We start from the raw sequence: 25,876 nt of genomic DNA, 5'->3' as shown, positions 1-25,876 counted from the left end.
CCGCGGGTGCCTCGGCGACATCTCGCGGTCGACACGGGAGCGCGTCGGCGGCCGCCTAGACTGACGGCCATGGCGGGGCGGATCCGGGACGCGGACATCGCCGAGGTGCGCGACCGCAACCGGGTCGACGAGGTCATCGGCGAGTACGTGGCCCTGCGCCGCGCCAGCGCCGGCTCGGTCAAGGGCCTCTGCCCCTTCCACGACGAGAAGACGCCGTCGTTCAACGTCCGCCCGACGCACGGCACCTACCACTGCTTCGGCTGCGGCGAGGGCGGCAGCGTCATCGACTTCGTCATGAAGATCGAGCAGCTGGGCTTCGTCGAGGCCGTGGAGAAGCTCGCCGACCGGGTCGGCATCCAGCTGACCTACGAGGGCGGCGGGTCCAGCGTCCAGAAGGACCGCGGCACCCGCACCCGGCTGCTGGCCGCCAACAAGGAGGCCGCGGCGTTCTACGCCGCCCAGCTGCGCACGCCGGGCGAGGCCCAGCGCGCGCGGGAGTTCCTCGCCGAGCGCGGCTTCGACCAGACGGCCGCCGAGGACTTCGGCTGCGGCTTCGCCCCCTCGGGCTGGGACCAGCTGACCAAGCACCTGCTGGCCAAGGGCTACAGCCTCGACGAGCTGGAGAAGGCGGGCCTCGCGCGCCCCGGCGCCCGCGGCTACATCGACCGCTTCCACCGCCGCCTGCTCTGGCCCATCCGCGACCTCGGCGGCGACGTCGTCGGGTTCGGCGCCCGCCGTCTCTTCGACGACGACAAGATCGAGGCCAAGTACCTCAACACCCCCGAGACGCCCGTCTACCACAAGTCCAAGGTCCTGTTCGGGCTGGACAGGGCCAAGCGGGACATCGCCAAGACCCGCCAGGCCGTGATCGTCGAGGGCTACACCGACGTCATGGCCATGCACCTCGCGGGCGTGCCCACCGCCGTGGCCAGCTGCGGCACGGCCTTCGGCGACGACCACGTCGCCGTGCTGCGCCGCCTGCTCATGGACGACTCGTTCGACCGCGGCGAGGTCATCTACGTCTTCGACGGCGACGCCGCCGGGCAGGCCGCGGCGATCAAGGCGTTCGAGGGCGACCAGCAGTTCGCCGCCCAGACCTACATCGCCACCGCCGCCGACGGCATGGACCCCTGCGAGCTGCGCCAGGCCTCCGGCGACGTCGCGGTGCGCGACCTCGTCGCCCGCCGCCAGCCGCTGTTCGCGTTCGCGATCCGCACGATCCTCGCCGAGCACGACCTCGCCAGCGTCGAGGGCCAGTCCGCCGCGCTGCAGCGCACGGTCCCGCTCGTGGCCCAGATCCGGCGCGAGGACCTGCGCGACGGGTACGCCCGCCGCCTCGCGGGGTGGACGGGGTGGCCCGACGAGAACACCGTGGTCCGGCGCGTGCGCGAGACCGCCGGCGCCCCGGTGGACGCGCCCGCGCGCCGCGACCGCCGCCGCGCCCAGGTCCAGGCCACCCGTACCGAGGGCCCCGAGATGCCCGACCGCCGTGACCCCCGCCTGCGGGTGCAGCGCGAGGTGCTCAAGGCGGCGCTGCAGGCCCCCGCGCTGGCCGGCCCGGTGTACGACACGCTGCCCGACGACGCGTTCAGCCACCCCGCCTACCTCGCGGTGCACCGCGGGATCCTGGCCGCGGGCGGCACCGCGTGCGGGCTCTCGGGCCAGAGCTGGCTCGTGGCCGTGTCCGCCGAGGTCGGCGGCGGCTTCCGCCCCCTGGTCTCCGAGCTCGCCGTCGAGGCGCTGCAGTCCCGGGAGGCCGACGACCACCGCTACATCTCGGGCATGCTCGCCGGCCTGCAGGAGGCGCTGGTCGGGCGGCAGGTCGCGGAGATCAAGTCGCGGCTGCAGCGGCTGTCGCCGGTGACCGACGCCGACGAGTACCACGAGCTGTTCGGCGACCTCGTCGCGCTCGAGCAGTACAAGAAGGCGCTGCGCGACCAGGCGACGGGCGCGGTGTCGCTGTGAGCGGAGTCGTCGACCGGGTGCGCGCGCTGCTGACCGGACGCGAGCCGGTGCCCGAGGGCTTCGCCGGCACGCTCGACGACGGCGAGCGGGTGATCGCCGACGGGCGCGGGCCCCGCGGGTCGGTCGTGCTCGCCACCGACCTCGGCCTCTGGCTGCCGCCCGCGGCGTCGGGCGACGGCGCGCGGCGCGTCGCCTGGCACCTCGTCACGAAGGCGACGTGGGCGGGCGGCGCGCTCGAGGTCACGGAGGCCGACGAGGTCGACCAGCTCGCCGGCGGCGTGGTCCTGCTCGCCGACCGCCCGCCACGTCGCGTCCCGCTGAGCGAGCCCGGCCGCCTGCCCGAGACCGTGCACCGCCGGGTCACCGCGGCGGTCAAGGACAGCCAGCACCACGACCTCGGCGGCGAGGACGGGGGCGGCGCGTGGTTCGTGCAGCGCCGGGTGCCGGGGGCGGGGATCGTCCTGCACGTGCGCCCCGACCCGGGCACCGACCCGGACGCGGTGCGCGCGGTCGCCGCCGGGGTGGGGGAGAAGCTCCGCGACGCGGGTCGCGCGACGTGACCCTGCTCTGGGACCCGGCGCTCTACCGCCGTCACGACGACCACCGCGCGCGCCCGTTCCTCGACCTCGTCGCCCGCGTCGACGCCACCTCCCCCCGCGAGGTCGTCGACCTCGGCTGCGGCCCCGGCCACCTCACGGGCGTGCTCGCGCAGCGCTGGCCCGGCGCGCGGGTGCGGGCCTCGGACGCGTCCGAGGAGATGGTCGCGGCGGCGCGCGAGGCCGGGGTCGACGCCGAGCTCGCCGACGTCCGCGACTTCGTGGCGGGCCCGGAGACCGACGTCGTGGTGAGCAACGCGGTGCTGCACTGGGTGCCCGAGCACCGCGCCCTGCTCGCCCGCTGGGCGGCGGCGCTGCCTCCCGGGGGCCGGCTCGCGGTGCAGGTGCCGGGCAACGAGTCGTCGCCGTCGCACACGATCGCCCGCGACCTGCTGGCGTCGGACCCGTGGTCCGCGCGCGTCCCGGACGGTCTCGCCGCCTACGGCGTCGGCCCGCCGGAGGAGTACGCCCGCCTGCTCGCCGCGGCGCGTCCCGGCGCGCACATCGACTGCTGGGAGACGACGTACCTGCACCCGCTGACCGGGGACGACCCCGTCGGCGACTGGATCGCCGGGACCACCCTGCGCCCGGCCCGCGCGGCGCTCACCGACACGGAGTGGGAGCGCCTGCGCGCCGCCCTCGCCCCGCGCCTGCGGGCGGCCTACCCGCCCGACGACGCGGGGACGACGTGGTTCGGCTTCCGCCGGGTGTTCGCGGTGCTCGCGGCGCCGTAGATCGGCGCCGTCGGATCAGCGCTCCGCGGAGTGCGCCCCGTTGCCCGCCGCACGCCCGGGGGCGGTCGGCTCGCCGCCCGAGGGGCCACCGCCGGCGGACTGCACCTTGTCCTTCGCGATCGACACGCCCGCCTGGACGGCCTCGCCGGCCTTCGCGCGGGCGACCCCGGCCGCACCCTGGACGCTCGGGTTGTCGGCGACACGCCGGTACGCGCGGGAGAGCTGCTCGTAGCGCTCGCGGCCCGCGCGCGTTCCCAGGACGTATCCCACACCGGTGCCCAGCAGGAACGGGATGATCATCAGGTGTTCTCCTCCGACGTCGTGGGTGGACCCATCCTGCCCCACCCCGTGGACGGAGGGGGCGGGCCCCGTGCGGTACCGTGTTCCCGTCCGGCACCGCGCCGTACCGGACATGACGGTCCTCCGTAGCTCAATCGGCAGAGCATTCGACTGTTAATCGAAGGGTTACTGGTTCGAGTCCAGTCGGAGGAGCCGAAACCCCAGGTCGAAGCACGTGACCTGGGGTTTTCACGTGTCCGGGGTCACCCGAAGGGCGAGCGCTCGCCCGTGACGTCGTAGAGCCGCACGTGGTTCCCGAGGACCTCGCCGATGTCCGGGGCGTGCGCCACGGCCCGGAAGGCGTCGAGGTGCTCGGGGGACTCCCAGCGTTCGAAGTTGTTCACCCGGGAGGGGTCGAGCGGGTCGGCGGTGACCGCGACGTCCAGGCACCCGGGCGCGGCACGGGCACGACGCACCAGGTCCCGGAGCGCGTCGACGACCTCGTCGCGGCGGGCCGGGTCGACCTCGATGTGACCGGCGATGATCAGCATAGATCGATCCTAACCTAGGACTGGTCGGTAGCATCCAAGCACGGCCCGCGTCCTCGCTGTGCGCTACGCCGTGCGGTCCTGACGGCGCCGGGCGGCGTCGAGCAACGTCGGGTCGTGGGCGCACACGACCAGCAGGTCGTCGGGGGACTCCCGGGCCAGCTCGGCCAGGCGCTCGTGGTTCTCCGCCACGCGCCGGCGGTCCTGGGCGATGGCCGCCTCCATCACGCGCAGCACGCGCGGCACGCGGGTCCCGTCGAGGGTCCCGTGGTGGTAGAAGGCGTCGCCCGCGTGCAGGACCCAGTGGCTGCCGGCGTCGACGGCGACCGCGGCGTGACACCGGGAGTGGCCGGGCAGCGGGACGAGCACGAGGCCCGGGACGAGCTCGCGGGCGGCGGGGAAGCCGCGCCAGCCCTCGCCCTCGGCCGGGTGCTCGACGAGGTGCGGCCTGTGCTCCCACTGGGCGGGCCGGTAGCGGGTCCGCTCGCGGCGGGCCGGCGTCCGCACCGCGGCGTCGGCCTCGGCGCGGGTGGTGTGCACGCGGGCGTGCGGGAAGTCGGCGAGACCCCCGGCGTGGTCGAGGTCGAGGTGGGTGAGGACGACGTCGCGGACGTCCTCGCGGCGCAGACCGAGGCGCTCGACCTGGCGGACGGCGGTCTGCCCGGGGTCGAGCGCGGGGCGCAGGAGGTGCCGCACCGGGCCGAGCCGCCGGGCCGGCGCGGCGACGTCGGCCAGCCCGAAGCCGGTGTCGACGAGCACCAGCCCGTCGGGTCCCTCCACGAGCAGGACGTGGCAGACGACGTCCGGCCCCGGAGGGTGCATGGTGCCGGCGTCGAGGTGGTGGACTCGCACCCGACCAGGGTCCCGCCTGTCCGGCGACCGTGACGGGCGGGCCACTGGTCGAGTGGCGTCACCACCTCGTCGAGTGAACTCCGGGGAAATCCCTGGTGTGCAGGACCACACGACGGGCACGCTCTGCGCCGAGCCGGACAGGGAGTCCAGGCACCGGTGCCCGGGGGCACCGTCCGCGTGGTGGTGGGCCGACAGGCAGCTGGGGAGCGGGCCCCGGTCCACCACCACCGCGGCCCCCCGGCCCGGCACCGCCGCTCAGCAGGCGATCTGCTTGGACACCGTCGTGCTGGTCGACCCGGTCCACTTGCCGGCGCTCGCGGTCACGCGCACGTAGATCGTCGAGCCCGGCCCGCTCCCGGAGATCGTCGTGGAGCGCCCGGTGGCCGTCTTGGTCTGCGGCAGCAGGAAGATCGCGAGCTGGGACGACGTGACGGTGTACTGGGTCGCCCCGTCGACGGCCGTCCAACTGACCGGCACCGTGGACGACCCGCCGATCGCGCCGCCCGAACAGGCGGTCGGCGTGCCGATCGTGATGCCCGTCGGCGTCCCCATGCTGCCGGCCTTCGCGGTCGCGGTGCCCGTGTTGTTCGTGGTCCACGCCGCCGTGGCCACGCCGCCGCCCGCGAGCAGCAGCGTGGCCACGAGCAGGACCAGGACCGGGCGCCTCATACGCTCGTGATCGCGACGGTGACCGGGATGGTGAACGTCGCGTTCTGGCACCCGGTGTCCGACGCGCTCGACATCGACGCTCCGTCCTTCAGCGTCAACGTCGCCGACCCGTTCGCGGGGATGGTCGTCCCCGACGAGCCGCCGGTCAGCGTGACGCCGGTGGTCGAGCACGTGCCCGTCCCGCCCGTGGCGGTCGGCGCGCCGTTCGGGGTCACCGAGGTGAGCGTGACGGGATAGGTGTTCGGGTTGTTGACGGTGATCTTCACGTCGCCGGTGGAGCCGGGGTAGAGCAGCCCCGACGTGATCGCGGAGCCGGCGACGGTCGTGGTGGTCGGGGGCAGCGCCTGGCCCCCGCGGGCCGTGGCGGAGCCGCCGCCGCTGGAGAGCCAGGCCGCCGAGGCGAGCCCGGCCCCCAGCAGCAGGGCGACGACGACGCCGGTGACCCCGACCGCCGGCAGGCGACGGAGCCACCACCGCCACGACAACCGGCGGCCCGAGGACCACCGGGCGCGGCCGAGGGGTGACATCTGCGCGCCTCAGGTCGCCGCGGACGCCAGGCTCGCGGTGAGCCGCAGGACGAACGTCTGGTTCTGGCAGTTGTTGCTCGGGTCCGCGATCATCTTCGCGGTGAGCGTGTACGTGCGGGTGCCACCCGGGTCGATCACGCCCGCCGGGTTGGTGAGCCCGGCCGTCGTCACCGATCCGGCGGGGCAGTTGCCGGCGGTCGCCTCCGAGGCGCCCGGGGAGATCGAGGCGACCGTCACCGGGTAGGCGTTTGGGTTGTTCACGGTGACCGTGGCGGTCGTCGTGGCTCCGGGGTAGAGGCCGGTCGCGCGGTCGGTCGGCGTGATGGTCGAGTTGACCGCGGTGGTCGAGGTGCCTTCGGCGGTGCCGGACCCGCTCGACAGCCATGCGGCCAGGGCCACGCCCGCGACGCACGCCAGCGCGATGCCGCCCAGCACGGCGCCGAGGCGCCGCTTGTTCTTGGTCTCCACGTCGAACTCCTCCTCGGGCGTCGGGTCGGGTGCCGACGCTCGGCCGGGGAGTTACACCGAATGGCCTAATCCGGAACGAGCGGTCGGGCTAGTCCACTCGATCGGTGGGCGCGGCGCTGCCACGTCATCCGCTCGGGCGGCGTGGCTGCACCCGGTAGAGGCGCTGGGCGCCGCGCACGCCCTTGAACTTGCGGGGCGCCGCCGCGCGGAAGCGGAACGGCGGGTCGTCGGGGGCCGTGGCCACGACGGCGTCGTGCACCGCCGCGGTGACCGTCACCTGGCCCGGGCGGGCGGTCTCGGTGACGCGGCTGGCGAGGTTCACCGGCGGCCCGAACCAGTCGCCGGCGTGCGGCACCCCGACGCCCGTGGCCACGCCCACGCGTAGCGCGGGGCGCCCGTCGTCGGCGCTCGACCACGTCTCGAGCAGGTCCACGGCCACCGCCACCAGCGCCGTCGGGTCCGGGGACACGAGCATCACCGCGTCGCCGATGACCTTGGCCAGCCGCACGGGCCACGCCGACACCTCGGTGGCGCACGCCGAGAGCATCTCGGCGACCTCGCTGAGCTCGACCGCCGAGACCGACTCGCCGAGGTCGGTGAAGCCCACGAGGTCGGCGAAGCAGACGGTGACCTCCTGCGCGCCGCGCAGCCGCCCGGCGTTGGACTCCTCGACGGCCAGCGCGTGCGAGCGGATGCGGTCGGCGAGCGCCGCGGCGACGAGGTGCACCAGGTGCAGCGAGTCGTCCTCGACGATGCGCCGGGCCTCGGTGGCGTAGCGCAGCGCCAGCTCGGGCTCCGGCTCGTCGTGCAGGAGGGCTTCGCCGAGCAGCCCGCCGAGGGCGTCGGCGATGTTGAGCACGCCGCGGCCGATGGCCCGGACGACGGGCATCATCTCCTGGTCGGTGAAGCCCAGCTCCCGGTAGCGGTGGATGCGCTGCGCGATCTCGACGTCCTCGTCGGTGTAGATCGCCTCGTCGGGGTCGGGGGCGAGTGGCCTCCCGAGGCCCTGGAACCAGCGCCGGGCGACGTCGCGCTCGATGCCGGTCAGCCGGCAGACGTCGTCGAGCGAGTGCCCGTCCTCCGGGCGCAGGGTCCGCTCGAGCAGCAGCAGGCCGAGGCGGTCGCGCTCGATCGCATCACGCATGGTCTCGATGTCGACGCCGTCGGCGGCCAGCGACTCGAGCACCGACACCCGCGTGCGCCGGTCGCCGCCGGTGAGGCCGTGGAGGAGGCCGGCTCGCTCGTAGTCGCCCTCGGCCATGGCCGTCCGGATCCGGGCCGGGATCGGCAGCGACGGGCGGTGGCGCGGCGGCACGGGAGTCATGGTGCCCGATCGGGGGGCGGGCCCACCGTCTGGGAGACCGATCACCGCGGGCGGTCCGCGCGTCCGGGGTTCCGTAGCGTGGCGTGCCGGGGAGACAGGGAGGACCCATGAGCAGCCGCCCGCGCCTGCTGGCCACGAGCGACCTGCACGTCAACCGCAGCGAGAACGAGGACCTGGTCCGCGACCTGCACCCGACCCACCCGGACGACTGGCTGATCGTCGCCGGCGACGTCGGCGACCGAGTCGCGACCACCACCTGGGCGCTGGGGGTCCTGGCCGAGCGCTTCGCGACGGTCATCTGGGTGCCCGGCAACCACGAGCTGTGGACCCCGCCCGGCGACGAGGTCGCCCTCGTCGGCCCCGCGCGCTACGACCACCTCGTCGCCGCCTGCCGTGATCTCGGCGTGCTCACCCCGGAGGACCCGTGGCCGGTGTGGGAGGGCGACGGCGGCCCGGCGCTGGTGTGCCCGATGTTCCTGCTCTACGACTACTCGGTGCGCCCGCCGTCGATCCCCGCGGAGTGGTCGAACGAGACCGCGCTCGAGGTCGCCCGCGAGGCCGGGGTGGTGGCCACCGACGAGATCCTCATGTCCAGCGACCCCTATCCGGACGCCGCCGCGTGGTGCGCCGACCGCCTCGCGGTGACCGCGGCGCGCCTCGCCGAGCGCCCGGCCGGGATGCCGACGGTGCTGGTCAACCACTGGCCGCTGACCCCGACGCCGACCCGCATCCTGCGCCACCCCGAGTTCGCGCTCTGGTGCGGGACGACCGCCACGGCCGACTGGCACGTCCGCCACGACGCGGCGGTCGTCGTCTACGGGCACCTGCACATCCCGCGCACCACCGTCGAGGACGGGGTCCGCTGCGAGGAGGTGTCGGTGGGGTATCCGAAGGAGTGGCAGCGGCACGGGCTCGTCCGCGGGGCGCTGCGGGAAATCCTGCCCGGCGCCGACCTCGACGGCCTCGACCCGTTCACGGCCTGGGCGGCCGAGCAGCGCGCCCGATGGGCCCGCTCGTGACCGCCGTCGACCCCGCGCTCGCCGCCGTCCTGCCCGCCCTCGTGGTCACCGCGACCGCCACCGCCGACGACCCGGACGCCGTGCTCGCCCCCGAGGAGGAGCCGGCGGTCGCGCGGGCCGTCGCGACCCGCCGCGCCGAGTTCACCACCGCCCGGGCGTGCGCGCGGGCGGCGCTGACCCGGCTCGGGGTGCCGGGGGCGGTCGTCCCCGTGGGCGAGAAGCGCGCGCCGGTGTGGCCCGACGGGGTCGTCGGCGCGATCACGCACTGCGCCGGGTTCCGCGCCGCCGCCGTGGCCTGGCGGGACGAGGTCCGCACGGTCGGCCTCGACGCCGAGCCGCACACCGCGCTGCCCGAGGGGGTGCTCGAGGCGGTGAGCGACGCGGGGGAGCGGGCGGTGCTCGACCGGCTCGCCCGCGAGCGGCCCGACGTGCGCTGGGACAAGGTGCTGTTCAGCGCCAAGGAGAGCGTCTACAAGGCGTGGTTCCCGCTGACCGGGCGCTGGCTGGGCTTCGAGGACGCCGAGCTGGTCCCCGCCGTAGACGGCACGTTCTGCGCCGCGCTCCGGGTGCCGGGACCCGTGGTCGACGGGGTGGCCCTCGCGTCCTTCACCGGGCGGTGGATCGTGCGCGACGGGCTCGTGATCACCGCGATCGCGGTGCCGGCGGCGTCGACCTAACCTCGACAGCGACGCGGAGCGAGGGGTTCTGGATGCGCTACGAGTCCGTCGTGGAGCAGCGCATCCGCGAGGCGCAGGAGCAGGGCGCGTTCGACGACCTGCCCGGCGCCGGCCGGCCCCTGCGCGGCCTGCACGGCCCGCAGGACGAGAACTGGTGGGTGCGCTCCTACCTCGAGCGCGAGGGCCTGCCCGCCGACGTGCTGCTGCCGACCCCGCTGCGCCTGCGCCGCGAGATCGACCGGCTGCCCGAGACCGTGCGGGACATGGAGACCGAGCGCGAGGTCCGCGACACCGTCGCCTCCCTGGCGGCGCGGGTGGCGCAGTGGCTGCGCTTCCCCGACGGCCCGCAGGTGGCGGTGCGGATGCCGCGCGCCGACGAGGTCGTGGCTGAGTGGCGCGCGGACCGGGCGGCCCGTACGGCCTCTCCGGTCCCCAGCGCGGAGACCGCGCCTCCGGACCCGGCGCCCCGCCGCCGCCGGTGGGGCCGGCTGCGTCGGTTCCTGCGGCGGGACTGACGGGCTCACCCCGCGCGCTCACCCTGCCCGCGGGGCCCGGGGCAGGTCGAGGACGGTGCCCGGCGCGGCGGCGGGGAGGTCGGCCGGGAGGTCGTCGGCGGGCCGCAGCGCCTCGTCGCGGGCGGGCGCGCCGCGCTCGGCCGGGCGCCGGGACGCCGCGAGCGGGACGACCGTGGCGGCGCCGATGCCGTGGTAGCGCTCAGGGGTGCAGGTCAGCACGACGACCTGGGCGGCGCCGGCCGCCGCGGTGGCCGCGGTGAACACGGCGCCGAGGCGGGCCAGGCGCTCCGGGTCGGTGTGGCCCAGCGCGTCGTCGATGACCACCGGCACCCCGTCGGCGGGGTCGACGAGCGCGGCGCACGCCAGCCGCGCGCACAGCCCCAGCTGCTCCTGGGCGCCGCTCGACAGCGCCCCGAACGCCACCGTGGTGCCGTCGAGCGTGCGGTGGGTGATGCGCAGCTCCTCGTCGATCTCCAACGACAGCGAGGGGCCGAACACGATGCGCGCGAGCCGCTCGACCTGCGCGCGGAAGGGCGCCACGTAGGACCGGCGCACCCGGTCGCGGTGCCGGGTCAGGGCGTCGTGCAGGCGTCGGGCGGCCGCGGCCCGCCGCGTGACGCCGTGGTGCTCGCGCACCGCGGCGTCGAGCTCGGCCTCGGCGGCGGCGAGCTGGTCGTGCCAGCCCTGGTGCCCCGCGGCCTGCAAGCGTCCCGTGGTCTCGGCGTGCTCGCGCTCCAGGCGCGCCACCTCGCCGGCGAGGCGCTGGTCCACCGCGCGGGCGTTGACCACGCGCGCCTCGGTGGTGTCCGGGTCGTCGTCGGCCAGCGCGGCGGCGAGCGCCTCGTGCTCGCGCTCGGCGTCCCGCGCCCGGTCGCGCCGCGCCGTCTCGGCCTCGGCCAACGCGGCGTCGGGCTCCTCGGCGCGGGCGGCGCGCAGCTCCTCGACGCGGCGCGCGTGCGCGTGACGCGCGTCGGCGGCCCGCTCGGCGAGCACCGCCGCGCGGGTGTCGGCGTCGCGCACGGCGTCCTCGGCCGCGCGGCACGCGGCGTCGGCCTCGTCGGCGCGGACCGCGGCGTCCTCCGCGGCCGTGCGGGCCTCCTCGGCGGCGACGCGCAGGGCGGCGAGGTCGTCGTCGGACGCGCCGGCGGGGTCGACGGCGGCGAGCCGGTCGCGCACCGCGTCGTGCGCGGCCCGCAGCGCGGCGGCGTCGGCGTGGCCCGCGAGCTCGCGGGCGAGCGCGGACCGGTGCTCGGCGGCGCGGTGGGCGGCCTCGTCGGCGACGCGCCGCGCGGCGCGGGCGGCCTCGAGGTCGGCGACGCCGAGGTCCTCGCACGCCTCCGCGAGCTCCCGGGCGCGCTCGCGCACCGCCTCGTCGCGGCCCGTCTCGTCGAGCCCGGGGCGCACCCGCACGTCGAGCACGCCGGGCAGCGACAGCGCCCGCGACCCGGCCACCGGCAGCGTGCGCGTCTCGCCGGGCGCGAGCACCACCTCCTCGCCGTCCACCACGAGGGTCAGCGCGGCGGGGGCGGTCAGCTCGACGCGCGCGGCCGCGGCGTCACGGGCGGCCTCGGCGCGCAGCAGGTCGCGGGCGAGGTCCTCGAGCTCGGCGAGGGCGTCGTCGTCGACCGTGGCGGCGGCGAGCACCCGCTCGGCGGCGGCGAGCCCGGACTCGGCGTCGGCGACGCGCCGCAGCCGCTCGGCGAGGTCGGCCAGCTCGGCGCGGTCGCGGGCCGCGCCGACCGCCCGGGTCGCGGTGTCGGCGGCCCGCCGTGCCGCGGTGGCCTCGGTGCGGGCCGCGGCGTCGGCGGCCCGCCGGGCGTCGCGCGCGTCGCGGGCGGCCTCGTGCTCGGCCTCGTGGGTGGCCAGCGCCGCGGCGGTGCCCGCGGCGGTCGCGGCGTCGGCGTCGACGGCGGCGACCAGGGCGTCGCGGGCCTCCCGGCGCTCGCGCGCGGACCCGGCGCGCTCGCGGGCCAGCACCGCCCGCCCGCGCGCGGCGTCGACCTCGCGCAGCCGCGACTGCAGCGCGGCCCAGCGGTCCTCGAGCGCGGCGACCTCGTCGCCGTGCGCGCGCCGCCGTGTGCGCACCCCGGCGAGCTCGGTGTCGAGGCGGTCGCGGGCGGCCACGTCGCGCTCCACCGCGTCGAGGGCCGCCCGGCAGCGCTCGTGCTCGGTCTCGGCGTCGGCGCGCCGCACCTCGGCGGCCCGCAGCTCGCCGGTGGCCCGCCCGCTGGGCGTGCGGTAGCGGCGCAGCTCGTCGACGGCGCGCGCCACGAGGCCGTCGTCGGCGGCCGGGTCGGGGCGGCCGGCGCCGGTGCCGGCGGGCCCGGTGGGTCCGGAGGCCGCGCGGTCGAGGGCGCGGGTGAGCGCGTCCTGCCCGCCGAGGTCGGCCTGCCCGACGGCGGTGTGCTGCTCGACGCGCAGGGCGCGCCAGAGCACGCGGTCCATGGTCTCGTCGAGGATCGCCGTCACGCGGGCGTGCGCGTCGGCGCCGGTGAGCTGCTGGCGGACCGGCTCGAGGACGTCGAGCTCGGTGCTGGGGCGGCGCAGCCAGCGCTTGCGGTAGACGAACCGGTACGGGCCGGTGGACACCTCGGCCTCGACCTCGGGGCCGGCGTCGACCCCGGCGGGCTGGGCGTGGCGGATGTCGGCGCGGCGCGAGGAGTCGGCGGCGTCGAAGAGCAGGTCGAGCGCGGCCACCGTCGAGGTCTTGCCCACCTCGTTGTCGCCCTGCAGCACCGTGACCCCGTGCTCGGCGAGCACGACCTCGCGGTCGTGCACGCCGCGGAAGTCGCGCAGCCGGATGCGGTGCAGTCTCATGGCAGCCTCACGGCGTCACCAGCCGGTGCAACAGGCGCAGGGCGTCGCGGGCCTCGACGTCGCTCGCCGTGTCTCCAGCGCCCTCCAGGGTCGCGGCCGCGAACAGCTCGGTGGCGGCGTCCGCGGCGAAGCCGTGCAGGTCGAGGTCGGCGAGGTCAGCGTCGTCGGGCACGGTGGCGAGGTCGGAGTGCGGCTCGAGGACCTCCACCGCGGCGTAGGCGTGGCCGTGGCCCGCGAGCAGGTCGTCGAGGCGGGTGCGCTGGCGCAGCGAGAGCGTGCCGCGCAGCACCAGCCGCACCGCGGTGCGCTCCTTGTCCGGGCGCGCGGCGAGCCAGGCGTCGAGCGCGTCGAGGTCGTCGTCGGTGTCGAGCGCGGCGTCGTGGCGCACGAACCGCCAGCGCCCCACGGTCTCGGTGCGCACCCGCGCGGCGTGCTCGTCGAGGTCGACCACGAGCACGCGGCCGGGGTCGACCTCGTCGAAGTCGGTGACCTCCGGGGTGCCGGCGTGCCGGATGCGGTCGTCCACGGCGTCGGCCCAGGCGGAGTGCCGGTCGCCGAGCGCCGCGTAGTGGATCCGGCCGTCGCGCAGCGCGGCGAGCACGCCGTCGCGGCGGATGCGGGCGGGCTCGTCGTCGTCGGGGTCGAGCACGTCGAGCTCGCCGTGCCCCGCGAGCACCCGCAGCGTGCCCGGCGGCGCCGGGGAGAGGGCGGCGAGCTGCTCGCCCACGAGGTCGGTCAGCGGGTGCTTGGAGCGCCACGGCGCGGCGACCACCTCGACACCGGGCGCGACCTCGTGCACCCCCGGTGCGTCGAGCACCGTGACGTGCGGCGGGCAGCGGCGCGCGAAGTCGGGCCGGCGCAGCACGCAGGCGGCGTCGGCGGGGTCGTGGTTGCCGGGCAGCAGCATCACCGGCGTGCGGAACGACGCCAGCGCCTCGCAGGCGCGGGCGACGACGTCGGGACCCACGAGGTTGGACTCGAAGACGTCGCCGCAGACCAGCACGAACGCGGCGTCGGCCTCGTCGGCGATGCGGCCCAGCGCGCGCACGGCGTCGAGCCTCGCCCCGGCGAACCGGGCCTGCGCCTCACCCGTGGGCCCGCCCGCCTCCTTCGCGGGACGGGCGCCCAGGTAGCGCCGCGTCATGCCGAGCTGCCAATCGGCGGTGTGCACGAAACGCACGCTCGCCTCCCCCCGCTGCTCGACCCTGCACCGTAGAACGAGCCGCCACCCGGGCGGGTAGCGACACGCACAGGGTTCGACGCAGCGACCGCCCGAACGGTTCCCGGTGGCGTCGGATCAGGTCAGCGGGAGCTCCGCGACCGCCTCGAGGCCTCCACGACTGCCCGAGCGCTCGACGCGCAGGCACGCCTGGCGCCCGTCGACCTCGAGCGTCGAGACGGCGTTGCCGAACCAGGGCCCGCCGATGGACGACCAGTCCAGCGGCGGGTCGTCGATCCCGGCCGCCCGAGCCACCCGGCCCAACGCGCCGCCGAGGCGGCGCCACCAGCCGAGGGCGAACACGTACTCCATGAACCAGGGCACGCCGTTGCGCACCGGCGAGCAGGTCAGCTGGTAGACCCGCGACCGCGTGGGGGAGGGGTAGCTCGCCTCGGCGGCGTAGCTGTGGTGGACGTCGCCGGAGAGCACGCAGACCGTCGCGGGCGCTGCCGGGCCGGACGCGACGCCGCGGATGACGTCGGCGAGCCGGTCGAACGAGGCGCGGAAGGCCGGCCAGTGCTCGAGGTCGACGGCCTGGCGCACGTTCTCGGCGATCTTGCTGCCGCGCGCCGCCGCCCACTCGTCGATCGACTGCACGTGGCTGACCGCGGGCGGCATGAGCCACGGGATCGACGACCCGAGCAGCAGGTGGTCGACCTCGTCCTCGCCGGGGGCGGCGGTGGCGTTCTCCTCGATCCAGGCGAACGAGTGGTCATTGATCATCAGGCGGTTCTCGTCGTTGAGCACGCGCGCGCACCGCGAGTCGAGCATCAGCAGCCGCGTGCGCCCGAGGTCCCAGCGGTAGCTCCAGCGCACGCCGGTGGGCTCGCCGACCTCGGCGTCGGCCCGGCCCGCGAAGTCGGCGAGCAGGTCGAACACATCGCCGTCGGCCTCGAGCACCTTGCGGTAGAGCGGGTCGGCGTTCCGCGTCTCCGGGTCGAGGTTGCCGAGGTGCTGGTAGACCCAGTACGACGAGAGCCCGGCGCGGATGCGCTGCGGCCACCACGGCTTCGCGGCCATCTGCTCCCGCCACGTCTGCGAGGTGTTCCAGTCGTCGCGGACGTCGTGGTCGTCGAAGATCATCGCGGTGGGCACCGTCGAGAGCAGCCAGCGCAGCTCCCGGTCGGTCCACGACTCGCTGTAGAGGTGGGCGTACTCGCCGTAGTCCGCGATCTCGAGGCCCGGCCCGGACTCGTCGTCGGGGTCACGGCGGGAGCGGATCCACCGCTCGGTGCGCGGGGTGATCTCGTCGGCGTACACCTGGTCGCCGAGCAGGCACAGTGTGTCGGGCAGCTCCGCGGCCGCGTCGTCCGCGTCGCCCACCAGGTCCATCAGCCGCGTGGCGTACGCGTCGAGCGCGTCGATGCCCAGGGAGGCCTCGAGCTCCGGGTCGTCGGTCGGGGGGTAGCGGCACGACCCGAACACGAACCGCAGGCGGCCGGTGTCGTCGGTCGCGGCACGGGTGCGCAGGTAGCTCGGCGGGGTCCCCAGGCCGGGGATCGGCCAGACGATCTCGCCGTCGAGACGCACCTCGTAGGGCAGGCACGACCCGGGTTCGAGGCCCTCGACGACGATGAGCGCGTAGTGCTGCCCGCAGACCTGGAAGGTCGGCGCGGACGCGCCCAACACCTCGACGGTGCAGCGCTCGCTCGTCTCCACCCACACCGTGGCGGTGGTGGTGCCGACGTGGCGCAGGACCGGGCCCAGCTCCAGGGACGTCACCCGTCCTGCCTACCGCACACACCCCCAGACCGGCCACGCGGCCCGGCCGTGGCGGCGCACCGGTCAGTCCGAGCGGCGGGTCAGCTGCTCCAAGCGGCTCTGGACCTGGTCGAGGCGCGCCTGCAGCAGGGCCACCTCGGCGGAGAGCAGCGGCACGAGCGCCGCGTCGTCCACGCCCTCGGCCACCCCCGGCAGCGGCGCGAACACCCCGGCCGCCGGGTCGTCGACGGTCTCGTCGACGTCGACCCGGAGGCCGCCGCCGCACAGGGTGCCGAACGCCTGCGGCGTCAGGACCGGGCGCGGGCCGGCGCAGAGCCCGCACACGGGGTGCAGGCGCCGCCAGCCGACGATGCCCGGGCCGCCGTCGGCGAGCGCGGTGGCGGCCCGCCCGCAGCCGCACCGTCCGAGCCGCACCGAGCGGACGGTCTGGCGGGCGTAGCGCAGCCCGAGCTCGTAGCGGACGTAGCGCCCCGACGCCGCGACCTCCAGCAGGACGCTGTGCTGGTGCTGCGGGTCGCACGCGAGGTCGCGCGCGTCGTCGAGGGCGTGGAAGCAGTAGAAGCCGCAGTCACACCACGACGACGGGCAGCGGTGACGCGGGCTCTGGATGCACACCGCGTCCGCGACCGTGCCGTAGACCTGCGTGCGGCCCAGGGCGACGCCGTTGAACCCGCCGCGCCGCGAGTCCGCGGAGATCATCGGGTACGCGATCTTGTACCCGGTGAGCGGACCCTCGGGCCGCGGGCGCGACCTACCGATCGGCCAGCTGCTCGGCCGGCTCACGGCGCTCCGCGGTGGCCTCGGGGACCCGCTCGACGGGGGCGGGGGTCTCGTCCGGCGCCGCGCGCGTCTCGGGCGGGTCCTCGGCGATACCGGCGGAGAGTCGACGTCCCAGGCGCATGGCGGCCTCCGAGCGATCGAGGTGAGGTGTCACCAGAGTCGTCGGCGAAGCGGCCCGTGTCCAGGGTTTGCGCTGCGCACTCGTGCGCGCTCCCCCGTGCCCCGGCACGGACTCCCGCGCACACACCCACGAAGGCCCGGGCCGGACTCCTGGGGAGCGGTCCGACCCGGGCCTCCGCGGAAGCTGCTGGGGGGAGCGGCTCACGGCGTGTCCTGCTCCGGCGGGTACCGGTCGATCAGTCGTGCTCTCACTCAGCGGCGAGGCCCAGGGCGTCGACGGCGCGACGGGCGCCCGGACATGGCCGGGAGTCGTCGCGGAGGTGTCGTAGGCTCGCCCCGCCGCGACGCGGGCGCGTCCGCGGCCCCCGGGGGCAGTAGCTCAGCTGGTCAGAGCAGCGAACTCATAATTCGTCAGGTCGTCGGTTCGAGCCCGACCTGCCCCACCGATCGACGACACCGGTCCGCGAGGCGTCGGGCATGCTGGTGTTGCACGCCACCGCGGCTCCGGAAGACGGCAGGGTCACGACGGCAGCGCCGCCGACCCGCGAGGAGGACGGCTCGTGACCGAGGAGAGCGCCGACTCGCCGCACCCGGACACCCCGGGTCCCGCACGGGTCAGGACGCTCGCCTTCCAACCCGTCCTGAACCGGATCGTCCGGGGCCTGTTGCGGGTGCCACTCCTGTCCCGGGTGGTCGGGCAGGGTCTGATCACGCTCTTCGTGGTGGGACGCAAGTCCGGGAGGCGCTACGTCGTCCCGATGGCCTACGTGCGCCACGAGGGCGCCCTGTTGTTGGGGTCCGGCTTCGCCTGGGGGAAGAACCTGAGGACCGGCGAGCCGTTGGAGGTCCGGTTCAAGGGGAAGCGACGAGTGGCCGACGTCCAGGTCTTCTCCGACGAGGCGGCGGTGACCGACCTCTACGGCGTGATCGTGCGGCAGAACCCCGGCTTCGCCAGGATCAACGGGGTCGGCTTCGACGACGCCGGCGAGCCGAGACAGAGCGATCTGCACGCGGCCTGGGCGGCGGGTGCCAGGGTGTTCCTCCTGACCCTTCGCTGAATGACACCGGCGAGCGGTCAGGCGCCCAGGTTCACGTGGAGGTCGATCCCGAGCAGCACCAGCGGCCACAGGAACAGCGCGAGCAGGAACGACAGCAGCGAGGACAGGTCGGTGATGCCGTACCCGTTCGACAGGGCCACCACCAGCCCGATGATCAGGTACAGGACCGTGCCCAGCGAGATGCTTCTACCTCGGCGCATCGCTCTCTCCCGTCGTCGGCGGTGGGGCACAGCCAACACCCACGACGCTCGGTGACGACGGCGGCTCGCCGGAACGGGCGACGCCGGGCGGGTGCCATGCTCCCGCCCGTGGCCTTCACCCTCGCGCTCCCGACCGACGACCGCCGCGTCGCCCACGACTTCTACCGCGACGGCCTCGGGCTCGCCCTGGTCGACGGCCCGATCGCCGATGACGGCCTGCCCGAGCCGCTGATGTTCGCGCTCGGTGGCGACGGCGTGCTGATGCTCGTGCCCCGGGACGGCTTCGGCTTCGTCAGCGCGGACCACGAGGTCGCCCGGCGGGGTCACAGCGAGTGCATCGTCGGCGTGACAGCGGCGGGGCCGGCCGAGGTCGACGCGCTGACCGAGCGCGTCCGGGCCGCCGGCGGCGTCGTCAAGGTGGAGCCCGGCGACCCGGGCTGGGGGTACCAGAGCACGATCGCCGACCCCGACGGCCACCTCTGGATGCTCCAGGTCCGCTGAGCACGTCTGGACGGCGGCGCGGGCGTGCGGCACCGTCCCGCCCATGAGCGAGGAGGACCAGGCCCGCGCGCAGGGCGAGCAGGACGCCGCGATCGCGCTCGCCGACGAGGACCGTCTGCGCATCGCCGGCGCCGGGATGCTCACCGTGCACCCGGTGGAGGAGTGGGTCCCGCGGGCGCACCGCCGTGCCTACCTCGACGGCGCGGCGTCGGTCCTCGGCTACCGTCCGCTGATCCTCGCGTGACTCTCCGGGTTGTGATGCCGGACACGCGCTTGTAGGGTGGACGCCCGCCCCGGACCCCGGCGTCGATCAGCGCTGATCACTCTCGGGGAACCGTATGTCTCACCACGCCTCGCCCACCGTCGACGTGGACGCCGCCTACCTGCTGGTCCACCACGGCGCGGGCCCGGAATCGGTCCGCTGTCACACCGGGCCGGGGTGGACGGTGCTCGCCACCCACGGGAGCCGGTGGTGCTGGACGATGCGCCTGGACGCCCACGGCGCGGCCGACGAGGCCCCCGTCCGCGTGGCCCAGGCCGTCGCGGTCCGCGTGCTGTCCCAGCACGCGATCGACGTCGAGGGCTGGCGCCCCGCCGACCCGCCGGGGACGGCCTACGTCGCGGTCACCGTGCCGCAGCTCGTGCCCCGGCAGTCCCGCGGGCCGTCGCGGTGGTGGCGCTGAGCGTCACGCCCGCACGAGGGTCCGCCAGCACATCCGGACCGTCGTCCCGGCGGCGGACGTCGTCAGGGAGTGGTGGTCGGCGAGCTCGTCGATGAGGGCGAGGCCGCGCCCCCCGAGGCCAGGGTCCGCCGCCGGCGCCGACCAGAGCCCCTGGTCCTCGACGACCACGCCCACCCCGTGCCCGCAGGGCCGGGGCAGCGCGAGCACCGAGACGGCACCGACCTCACCGACCGCCCCGCGGTAGGCGTGCTCGACGACGTTGCCCACCGCCTCGTCGACGGCGAGCACGATCGACTCGCCGACCTCCTCGTCGGCGACCGCGACCCGCGTCCAGCGGTGCACCAGCCGGCGCAGTGGTGCCCGCGACGCGGTGCGCGCCGGCCGCCGTTCCCACAGCCAGGCCCCGCGCACCGGGCCCTCCCGCAACGGGCACACGCACCCGGTCTCCAGCCCGATGCACGCGAGGTCCCGGTTGGTGATCACGGCGCCTCGACGTGCGCGCGCAACGGGTCGAGCACCAGCGGGCGGCGCAGCTCGCGGACCATGTCCTGCAGCGCCTCGACGCCGAGGTCGGCCTGGTCGTCGGGGTCGTCGACGGCCCCGTGCGTCATCACGCCGTCGAACTGCGCCCAGCGGGCGCCCACGACGTCCACCACGCACTCGGGGCGGGTCTCGAGCCGGCCGCGGATCCGGGCGAGCCCGACGAGGCCCGCCCGGCTGCACGACATGACGCCCCGGATGTCGAGCACGACGCGGGTGATCCCGTCGGCCGCCTCGCCCTCGGTCCGGCGGCGCAGGGCGCGGACGGTGGCGTGGTCGACGAGCCCGCCCACGACGAAGATGGTCCGCCGCCCGTGCTCCCCGGGCCACCGTGATCCGGCGGTCCGGGTGATGGTGGTTCGACTCATGCACTGCCCCCAGGCGCGATGATCCGCGGCGCCGGGGTCCGGGGCGCTCCACCGGCCGTGTGGCCGGGTGTCGAGGAGACTACCGCGAGTCACCGCTCGCGTCATCGGGCGACGGCATCAGGGTGTGAGGCACTCCGATGCGAACGCGGCCGACGTCTCGAACGCCGAGCGTGCGACATCGGGGGCACCGAGCCACAGGTGGTCGGCGCCGTCGACGAGCTCGCACCGCACCGGCGCCCCGACGGACTCCAGCGCCGCGACCAGGCGCTCCGACTGGCGCGCGGGGACGAACCGGTCGGCCGTCCCGTGCAGGACGAGGAACGGCGGCGCGCCGGCCCGGACGTGGGCGACGGGACTGGCCGCCCGCGCACGGTCCGGGTCGTCCCCGACCGGTGCGCCGAGCAGCAGCGACTCCCGCGAGTCGGGCGCCCCGGGGTCGGTGATCGCGATCCCGCCCGCCGCGGCGTCCGCGGCCATCGTCCCGAGGTCGGCGGGGCCGTACCAGTCGACGACGCCGCGCACGTCGCCGTCGAGGAGCCCGGCCAGGGCGGCGAGGTGCGCGCCCGCCGACTCGCCCCACAGCACCACCCGCGACGCGTCGACGCCCAGCTCGCCCGCGTGCTCGCGCAGCCAGCACAGACCGTCGACGACGTCGTCGAGCGCGGCGGGGAAGACGGCCTCGCCGGACAGGCGGTAGTCCAGCGACGCCACCGCGAGGCCCCGGGCCGCGAGGTGGGCGAACGGCGAGGGCGACCAGTCGGCGAACGAGGGCCCGAACGTGCCGCGGCTGCCCATGCGCCAGCCCCCGCCGTGCACGAAGACGACGAGCGGCGGCGAAGGGACAGTGTCCGGCCGATGGAGATCCAGCAGCAGCGGCCGGTACCCGGGCACGACGCGGTACTCGACGGCGCGGAGCACGTCGACCCCGTCGACGCGCACGGGCGCCGGCATCGGCGCGGGGGACGGGGGGAGCGGGGGCGTCACGTCAGTCGATGAGGCGGACGTCGTGGTGGAACTCGTTGCGGAACCGCCGGGCCGCCTCGCCGAGCTGCTCGGGGGAGGGGACGACGGGCACCGCGGGCGGCATCGTCGCCGCGGTGCGCTCGCCGGCGGCGGCGAAGAACCGCTCGAACCCGCCGGTGCTCACGCCGAGCGTGCGGGCGCGCAGCGACTCCACGCGGAACGAGTGCCGCAGGCCCGCGGGCACGTAACCGAAGTCGCCGCTGGTCAGGACGCGGTCGTGCACCTCGCCGCCCTCCTCGATCGCCACGCGCACCCGGCCGTCGAGGACGAAGAAGATCTCGTGGACGTCGTCGTGGGCGTGCACCGGGATCGCCGGGCCCCGCGGCGCCTCCATGGTGAACACCCCGAACTGCCCCTCGGTCTCGTCGCCGGAGAGCAGCACGGTGAACAGCTGGTCGAAGAGGTGCGCGCGCTCGCCCTCGCCGGCCGCCAGGAAGAACGGGGCCGGGCGCCCCGGCAGGGCGTCCCGCGACGTCGGGGGCAGGAACTCGGCGGTCACGGACGCTCCTCGCTGGTCGGCTGCGAGCACTCTGCGCGCCCGCCCCGACGGCGTCACCTCGCCTTCCGCCCACCGGACGGGTGCTACCGCAGGCGGGGGAGGACCTCGCGCGCCAGGAGGTCGACGTCGCGCTCGGCGTCGTCGGTCGCGGGCGCGATGACCACCGACGTCGCCCCGGCGTCCCGGTACTCGGCGAGCCGCGCCGCCACCTGCTCGGGCGTGCCGTGGGGGACGCAGGCGTCGACGATGCGCTCCATGTCCTGCCCGTAGGTGGACGCCAGCGACGCCAGCGCCGTCCGGCGGGCCCGGGTCGGGTCGGGGTCGACGGCCGTCCACGCGAAGTACGCGCCCTCGACGTCGGCGGGGTCGCGGCCGTGGCGCTCGGCCTCCTCGCGGGCGGTGCGCAGCCCGCGCGCGACGCGGTCGGGGCTGCCCAGGTACGGCATCCAGACGTCGCCGGCCCGCCCCGCGCGGCGCGTCGAGGCCTCGGAGCGCCCGCCGACCCAGATCGGGGGCCGCGGGCGCTGCACCGGCAGCGGGTCGAGCGTGGCCGGGGTGCCGTCGACGTCGATCGCCTCGCCCGCGAACAGCCGGACGAGGACGTCGAGGGCGGCGTCGGTGCGCCGGCCGCGCTCGCGCACCGGCACCCCGCACGCCGCGAACTCCACGGGGTTCTCCCCGCCGACCCCGACCCCGAGCTCGAAACGCCCGCCGGAGACGCGGTCGAGGGTCGCGGCCATCTTCGCCGCGAGCGGCGCGGGGTAGAGCGGGAGCAGGGTCACCGCGCTGAGCAGTCGCACCCGGGTGGTGACGGCCGCGGCCGCGGCGAGCGCGACGAACGCGTTGGGCGTCGGGCTGCCGAACAGCACGTGCTCGCCGCTCGCGACGAGGTCGAAGCCCTGCTCCTCGGCGCGCCGCGCGGTGGCCGGGACGTCGGCGGGGTCGGCGGTGGGCGGCAGGACGAGGCCGAGCCTCACGCCTCCAGCCCCGCCCGCGACAGCACCGCCGCCGCCATCCGTAGGTGCACGTCGTCCACCATCTCTCCGTCGAGCACGCCGACGCCCGAGCTCCCCGCCTCGATCACCGCGCGGGCGTGCGCGACCTCGTCGTCGGTGGGCGTGAACGCCTCGTGGGCGAGGGCCACCTGGCTGGGGTGGATGCAGATCTTGCCGTCGTAGCCGAGGTCCCGGCCGACCCTCGCGTCCGCGCGGTAGGCCTCCTCGTCGCGGGCGGCGACCACGGCCTGGTCGAGCACCCCGACGCCGGCGACGGCGCCCGCGAGCACGACCTCGCTGCGCGCGTACAGCACCTCGCGGCCCTCGGCGGTGCGCCGGCCGCCGATCGAGGCGATGTAGTCCTCGGCACCGAAGTAGACGGCGAGGCAGCCGCTCACCAGCTCCCGGCAGCGCGCCACGCCCCGCGCCGTCTCCAGGCCCCCGACGACGGGGAGGCCGACCCGCGCCCGCAGGTCCGCGAGCTGCTCGGGAGACTCCAGCTTGGGCAGCACCACCCCCTGCGCCGCGGACCCGGCGACGGCCGCGAGGTCGTCGTCGTACCAGGGCGAGGCGGGCGCGTTGACCCGGATCAGCACGAGCGTCCCGGTGTCCGGCGGCAGCTCGGCGACGGCCCGCACCGCGGCATCGCGCGCGGACTCCTTGTCGGCCGGCGCGACCGCGTCCTCGAGGTCGACGGCCACCGCGTCGGGCGACCAGCGCGGCACCTTGGCCACCATGTCCGGCCGCGAGCCGGGGACGAACAGCAGGCTGCGCGGGACCTTCACGCCGACGCCCCCGGCTTCCGGTGCATCAGCCCCGTCCGCCGGCACCGGCAGACGAGGTCGTCGTTCTGGTTGTGGGCGCGGTGCTCGAACACCACGATCCCGGCGTCGGGCCGCGACCCCGACGCCCGCGCCGACACGACCTCGGTCTCCACGCGCACCGTGTCGCCGTGGAACACCGGCGCCGGGAACACGACGTCGTCGAGCCCGAGCTGCGCGACGATCGTGCCCAGCGTCAGCTCCGGCACCGAGAGCCCGACGACGAGCGCCAGGGTGAACATGCTGTTGACCAGCGGGCGCCCGAACTCCGTCGTCGCCGCGTAGGCGTGGTCGAGGTGCAGCGGCGCCGGGTTCATGGTCATGGTCGTGAACAGCACGTTGTCGGTCTCGGTGACCGTGCGCCGGGTGGCGTGCTCGACGACGAGGCCCTCGGTGAGGTCCTCGAACCACAGTCCGCTCACACCCGCACCGCCGCCGCGAGCGTGTCCAGGCTGCCCGGGTCCTCCAGCGCGCTCGTGTCGCTGCGGGCCTCGCCGTGCAGGAGCACCTCGCGCATCAGCCGGCGCATGATCTTGCCGGTGCGGGTCTTGGGCATCGCGGCGGTGACGATGACGCGGTCGGGCCGTGCGAGCCCGCCGATGGTGTCCGCGACGAGCGCGCGCACCTCGTCGCCCACCCCGTCGGCCTCGCCGGTGACGGTCACGAACGCCACCGGCACCGTGCCCTTCGTCGCGTCCGGCACACCGACCACCGCCGCCTCGACCACCCGCGGGTGGGTGCCGACGACCGCCTCGATCTCCATCGTCGACAGCCGGTGCGCGGCGACGTTGATGACGTCGTCCGCGCGGCCGAGCACCCAGAGGTGCCCGTCGTCGTCGACGACGGCCTCGTCGTTGGTGGCGTAGCACCCGGGGAAGCGCCCGAAGTAGGTCTCGAGGTAGCGGTCGTGGTCGTCCCACACCGTCCGCGCGAGGGTCGGGAAGGGCCGGGTCAGCACGAGGTTGCCCTTGGTGCCCGGCGGCACCTCGGCACCGTCGTCGTCGACCACCGCGTAGGCGTGACCGGGCACGGCGGTGCCCGTCGAGCCCGCCTTGAGGTCGTCGACGCCGGTCACCGGGTAGGTCCACGTCGAGCCGGTCTCGGTCTGCCCGTAGGCGTTGACCACGGGCACGCCGAACGTGTCGGTCGCCCAGCCGAACGTCTCCCCGTCCAGCGGCTCGCCCTGCACGGTGATCAGCGCGAGGCGGGGGAGCGGGTGGCTGGCGGCGAGGTCGTCGCCGAACTTGCGCAGCAGCCGCAGCACCGTCGGCGCGCACAGCACCTGCGTGACGTCGTGCCGCGCGCAGATCTCGTAGAAGCGGGCGGGCGACGGGGTGTCCAGCGCGCCCTCGTAGCAGGCGATCGTCGCACCGTGGGCGAGCCCGCCGATGACGGCCTGGATCGGGAACGTCAGCCAGCCGACGTCGGCGGCCACCCAGTAGACGTCGCCCTCGGCCGGGCCGGCCTGCCAGTGCACGTTGGCCCAGGTGCCGAGCAGGAAGCCGCCCACCGAGTGCACGACACCCTTGGGCTTCGACTCGGTGCCACTGGTGAAGATCAGGAACGCGGGCTCGTTGGGGTCGAGGGCGATGGTCGCGGCGCCCTCGGGGTGCTCGGCGAGCAGCGCCGCGTAGCCGACCTCGTCGCCTTCGAGCGGCACGCCGCGCCCGGTGCGGTCGACCACGACGACGTGCTCGACGGTCGGGGCGTCGGTGCGGGCGGCGCGCAGGGTGTCCAGCAGCGGGACGAGCTTGCCGCGGCGGTGGATGGCGTCGGCGACCACGACGGCCTTCGCCCGGGCGGCCGCCAGGCGCGAGGCGACGGCGTCGCGCCCGAAGCCGGAGAACAGCACCGTGTAGATCGCGCCGATCTTGTTGCAGGCGTGGATCGCGGTGAACGCCTCGACGAGGTTCGGCATGTAGACCGCGACCACGTCGCCGGGCCCGATCCCGAGGGCGCGCAGGCCGCCGGCGAGCCGGTCGGTCTCGTCGGCCAGCTGGGCATAGGTCAGGGTGCGGGTGTCGCCCGGCTCGCCCTCCCACACGACGGCGGGGCGATCGGCGGTCGCCGGGTCCTCGGCCCAGCGGTCGACGCAGTTGTCGGCGACGTTGATGCGCCCGCCCTCGAAGTAGCGGAAGTCGCCCAGCTCGCCGGTGCGCACGGTGTGCCAGGGCGTGAGCCAGCGCTGTGACTCGGCCACCCAGGCCCAGTAGTCGTCGGGGTCGCTGTCGGAGCGGGAGCGGGCCTCGGCCAGCTCGGCGGCCCGCAGCGGTGAGCGCCACCGGTCCTCCAGCGGCCGCAGCGGCGCCGAGATCAGCGTGCCGAGGGTGTCGCGATCGTCCATGATCGTCTCTCCA

The 25,876-nt window shown here is 75.9% G+C and carries 31 protein-coding genes and 2 tRNA genes; 12 read left to right on the top strand and 21 right to left on the bottom strand.

Annotated features, from left to right (window positions below):
• Positions 1-69 precede the first annotated feature (69 nt).
• The 3 genes from dnaG to ACQPX6_RS20915 are packed head-to-tail and all read left to right on the top strand — an operon-like array spanning position 70 to position 3,295.
• Entirely contained in the window at positions 70-1,965 is a 1,896-nt protein-coding gene (gene dnaG / locus ACQPX6_RS20925) for a DNA primase (protein ID WP_433782353.1), read from the top strand.
• Entirely contained in the window at positions 1,962-2,525 is a 564-nt protein-coding gene (locus ACQPX6_RS20920; RefSeq protein ID WP_433782352.1) for a hypothetical protein, read from the top strand. Before dnaG ends, ACQPX6_RS20920 begins: the two co-directional genes overlap by 4 nt.
• Positions 2,522-3,295, top strand: a complete 774-nt coding sequence (locus tag ACQPX6_RS20915; RefSeq protein WP_433782351.1) for a trans-aconitate 2-methyltransferase — start codon at positions 2,522-2,524, stop codon at positions 3,293-3,295. Before ACQPX6_RS20920 ends, ACQPX6_RS20915 begins: the two co-directional genes overlap by 4 nt.
• 15 nt (positions 3,296-3,310) lie before the next feature.
• Here ACQPX6_RS20915 and ACQPX6_RS20910 read toward each other — a convergent pair whose 3' ends face one another.
• Complete coding sequence (locus ACQPX6_RS20910; RefSeq protein ID WP_433782350.1) at positions 3,311-3,595, bottom strand: hypothetical protein; 285 nt, start codon at positions 3,593-3,595, stop codon at positions 3,311-3,313.
• Positions 3,596-3,714: 119 nt separating this feature from the next.
• Between ACQPX6_RS20910 and ACQPX6_RS20905 the strand changes: the two genes are divergently transcribed.
• Positions 3,715-3,787, top strand: a tRNA-Asn gene (locus ACQPX6_RS20905).
• A gap of 50 nt (positions 3,788-3,837) precedes the next feature.
• Here ACQPX6_RS20905 and ACQPX6_RS20900 read toward each other — a convergent pair.
• From ACQPX6_RS20900 to ACQPX6_RS20875, 6 genes are all read right to left on the bottom strand, one after another.
• Positions 3,838-4,125, bottom strand: coding sequence for a putative quinol monooxygenase (locus tag ACQPX6_RS20900; RefSeq protein WP_433782349.1), 288 nt, complete (start codon positions 4,123-4,125; stop codon positions 3,838-3,840).
• A gap of 63 nt (positions 4,126-4,188) precedes the next feature.
• Positions 4,189-4,974 carry an MBL fold metallo-hydrolase gene (locus ACQPX6_RS20895; RefSeq protein ID WP_433782348.1) on the bottom strand — a complete coding sequence of 262 codons (786 nt, stop codon included), beginning with the start codon at positions 4,972-4,974 and terminating at the stop codon, positions 4,189-4,191.
• 255 nt (positions 4,975-5,229) lie between these two features.
• Entirely contained in the window at positions 5,230-5,643 is a 414-nt protein-coding gene (locus ACQPX6_RS20890; RefSeq protein WP_433782347.1) for a hypothetical protein, read from the bottom strand.
• A complete protein-coding gene (locus ACQPX6_RS20885) occupies positions 5,640-6,170 on the bottom strand; it encodes a hypothetical protein (RefSeq protein ID WP_433782346.1) in 531 nt (176 codons plus the stop codon). The genes ACQPX6_RS20890 and ACQPX6_RS20885 overlap by 4 nt, the downstream gene beginning before the upstream one ends.
• A gap of 9 nt (positions 6,171-6,179) precedes the next feature.
• Positions 6,180-6,638 (bottom strand): hypothetical protein, encoded by a 459-nt coding sequence (locus ACQPX6_RS20880; protein WP_433782345.1) that lies wholly within the window; start codon positions 6,636-6,638, stop codon positions 6,180-6,182.
• Positions 6,639-6,762: 124 nt separating this feature from the next.
• Positions 6,763-7,953 (bottom strand): adenylate/guanylate cyclase domain-containing protein, encoded by a 1,191-nt coding sequence (locus tag ACQPX6_RS20875; RefSeq protein ID WP_433782344.1) that lies wholly within the window; start codon positions 7,951-7,953, stop codon positions 6,763-6,765.
• A gap of 116 nt (positions 7,954-8,069) precedes the next feature.
• Here ACQPX6_RS20875 and ACQPX6_RS20870 point away from each other — a divergent pair, with 116 nt between their 5' ends.
• From ACQPX6_RS20870 to ACQPX6_RS20860, 3 genes are read left to right on the top strand one after another with little or no spacing between them, the layout of a single operon-like run.
• On the top strand, positions 8,070-8,981 hold the full coding sequence (locus ACQPX6_RS20870; protein WP_433782343.1) for a metallophosphoesterase family protein: 912 nt from the start codon (positions 8,070-8,072) through the stop codon (positions 8,979-8,981).
• The gene (locus ACQPX6_RS20865) at positions 8,966-9,658 is read left to right on the top strand and encodes a 4'-phosphopantetheinyl transferase family protein (RefSeq protein WP_433782342.1); all 693 of its coding nucleotides are present in this window, start codon (positions 8,966-8,968) and stop codon (positions 9,656-9,658) included. The genes ACQPX6_RS20870 and ACQPX6_RS20865 overlap by 16 nt, the downstream gene beginning before the upstream one ends.
• 32 nt (positions 9,659-9,690) lie before the next feature.
• Entirely contained in the window at positions 9,691-10,173 is a 483-nt protein-coding gene (locus ACQPX6_RS20860) for a DUF1992 domain-containing protein (protein WP_433782341.1), read from the top strand.
• An 18-nt stretch (positions 10,174-10,191) separates the two neighbouring features.
• Here ACQPX6_RS20860 and ACQPX6_RS20855 read toward each other — a convergent pair whose 3' ends face one another.
• From ACQPX6_RS20855 to ACQPX6_RS20835, 5 genes are all read right to left on the bottom strand, one after another.
• Positions 10,192-12,990, bottom strand: a complete 2,799-nt coding sequence (locus tag ACQPX6_RS20855; protein ID WP_433782340.1) for an AAA family ATPase — start codon at positions 12,988-12,990, stop codon at positions 10,192-10,194.
• Between the two features lie 7 nt (positions 12,991-12,997).
• Entirely contained in the window at positions 12,998-14,170 is a 1,173-nt protein-coding gene (locus ACQPX6_RS20850) for a metallophosphoesterase family protein (protein ID WP_433782339.1), read from the bottom strand.
• 117 nt (positions 14,171-14,287) lie between these two features.
• Positions 14,288-15,931 carry an alkaline phosphatase D family protein gene (locus tag ACQPX6_RS20845; RefSeq protein WP_433782338.1) on the bottom strand — a complete coding sequence of 548 codons (1,644 nt, stop codon included), beginning with the start codon at positions 15,929-15,931 and terminating at the stop codon, positions 14,288-14,290.
• Positions 15,932-15,994: 63 nt separating this feature from the next.
• Positions 15,995-16,630: a hypothetical protein gene (locus tag ACQPX6_RS20840; protein WP_433782337.1), complete on the bottom strand. Its 636-nt coding sequence runs from the start codon at positions 16,628-16,630 to the stop codon at positions 15,995-15,997.
• Positions 16,631-16,682: 52 nt separating this feature from the next.
• Complete coding sequence (locus tag ACQPX6_RS20835; protein ID WP_433782336.1) at positions 16,683-16,832, bottom strand: hypothetical protein; 150 nt, start codon at positions 16,830-16,832, stop codon at positions 16,683-16,685.
• Between the two features lie 367 nt (positions 16,833-17,199).
• On the opposite strand from ACQPX6_RS20835, the gene ACQPX6_RS20830 reads away from it, so the two are divergent.
• Positions 17,200-17,274 (top strand) — tRNA-Ile (locus ACQPX6_RS20830).
• 117 nt (positions 17,275-17,391) lie between these two features.
• Positions 17,392-17,889, top strand: a complete 498-nt coding sequence (locus ACQPX6_RS20825) for a hypothetical protein (protein WP_433782335.1) — start codon at positions 17,392-17,394, stop codon at positions 17,887-17,889.
• 17 nt (positions 17,890-17,906) lie between these two features.
• On the opposite strand, the gene ACQPX6_RS20820 is transcribed toward ACQPX6_RS20825, so the two are convergent.
• Positions 17,907-18,089: a hypothetical protein gene (locus ACQPX6_RS20820; RefSeq protein WP_433782334.1), complete on the bottom strand. Its 183-nt coding sequence runs from the start codon at positions 18,087-18,089 to the stop codon at positions 17,907-17,909.
• 108 nt (positions 18,090-18,197) lie between these two features.
• Here ACQPX6_RS20820 and ACQPX6_RS20815 point away from each other — a divergent pair, with 108 nt between their 5' ends.
• The 3 genes from ACQPX6_RS20815 to ACQPX6_RS20805 all read left to right on the top strand — a co-directional run bounded on the left by ACQPX6_RS20815 (position 18,198) and on the right by ACQPX6_RS20805 (position 19,273).
• Positions 18,198-18,590 carry a VOC family protein gene (locus tag ACQPX6_RS20815; RefSeq protein ID WP_433782333.1) on the top strand — a complete coding sequence of 131 codons (393 nt, stop codon included), beginning with the start codon at positions 18,198-18,200 and terminating at the stop codon, positions 18,588-18,590.
• Between the two features lie 43 nt (positions 18,591-18,633).
• On the top strand, positions 18,634-18,834 hold the full coding sequence (locus tag ACQPX6_RS20810; protein WP_433782332.1) for a hypothetical protein: 201 nt from the start codon (positions 18,634-18,636) through the stop codon (positions 18,832-18,834).
• Positions 18,835-18,928: 94 nt separating this feature from the next.
• Positions 18,929-19,273, top strand: coding sequence for a hypothetical protein (locus tag ACQPX6_RS20805; RefSeq protein ID WP_433782331.1), 345 nt, complete (start codon positions 18,929-18,931; stop codon positions 19,271-19,273).
• 3 nt (positions 19,274-19,276) lie between these two features.
• Here the strand turns inward: ACQPX6_RS20805 and ACQPX6_RS20800 are convergent, their stop codons facing one another.
• The 8 genes from ACQPX6_RS20800 to ACQPX6_RS20765 form a co-directional block, all read right to left on the bottom strand.
• On the bottom strand, positions 19,277-19,756 hold the full coding sequence (locus ACQPX6_RS20800; RefSeq protein ID WP_433782330.1) for an ATP-binding protein: 480 nt from the start codon (positions 19,754-19,756) through the stop codon (positions 19,277-19,279).
• The gene (locus ACQPX6_RS20795) at positions 19,753-20,106 is read right to left on the bottom strand and encodes a hypothetical protein (protein ID WP_433782329.1); all 354 of its coding nucleotides are present in this window, start codon (positions 20,104-20,106) and stop codon (positions 19,753-19,755) included. The genes ACQPX6_RS20800 and ACQPX6_RS20795 overlap by 4 nt, the downstream gene beginning before the upstream one ends.
• A gap of 192 nt (positions 20,107-20,298) precedes the next feature.
• Positions 20,299-21,165 carry an alpha/beta hydrolase fold domain-containing protein gene (locus ACQPX6_RS20790; protein ID WP_433782328.1) on the bottom strand — a complete coding sequence of 289 codons (867 nt, stop codon included), beginning with the start codon at positions 21,163-21,165 and terminating at the stop codon, positions 20,299-20,301.
• A gap of 1 nt (position 21,166) precedes the next feature.
• On the bottom strand, positions 21,167-21,703 hold the full coding sequence (locus ACQPX6_RS20785) for a quercetin 2,3-dioxygenase (RefSeq protein WP_433782327.1): 537 nt from the start codon (positions 21,701-21,703) through the stop codon (positions 21,167-21,169).
• Between the two features lie 83 nt (positions 21,704-21,786).
• Entirely contained in the window at positions 21,787-22,680 is an 894-nt protein-coding gene (locus ACQPX6_RS20780; protein ID WP_433782326.1) for an LLM class flavin-dependent oxidoreductase, read from the bottom strand.
• Positions 22,677-23,483, bottom strand: a complete 807-nt coding sequence (locus ACQPX6_RS20775; RefSeq protein ID WP_433782325.1) for an HpcH/HpaI aldolase/citrate lyase family protein — start codon at positions 23,481-23,483, stop codon at positions 22,677-22,679. Before ACQPX6_RS20775 ends, ACQPX6_RS20780 begins: the two co-directional genes overlap by 4 nt.
• Positions 23,480-23,941: a MaoC family dehydratase gene (locus ACQPX6_RS20770; RefSeq protein WP_433782324.1), complete on the bottom strand. Its 462-nt coding sequence runs from the start codon at positions 23,939-23,941 to the stop codon at positions 23,480-23,482. The genes ACQPX6_RS20775 and ACQPX6_RS20770 overlap by 4 nt, the downstream gene beginning before the upstream one ends.
• Positions 23,938-25,863 carry an AMP-binding protein gene (locus tag ACQPX6_RS20765; RefSeq protein ID WP_433782323.1) on the bottom strand — a complete coding sequence of 642 codons (1,926 nt, stop codon included), beginning with the start codon at positions 25,861-25,863 and terminating at the stop codon, positions 23,938-23,940. The genes ACQPX6_RS20770 and ACQPX6_RS20765 overlap by 4 nt, the downstream gene beginning before the upstream one ends.
• Between the last annotated feature and the right edge of the window lie 13 nt (positions 25,864-25,876).

This window comes from Actinomycetospora sp. CA-101289 (assembly GCF_050955895.1).
Classification (GTDB): Bacteria; Actinomycetota; Actinomycetes; order Mycobacteriales; family Pseudonocardiaceae; genus Actinomycetospora.
This window is presented reverse-complemented; position numbering and strand designations above follow the sequence as displayed.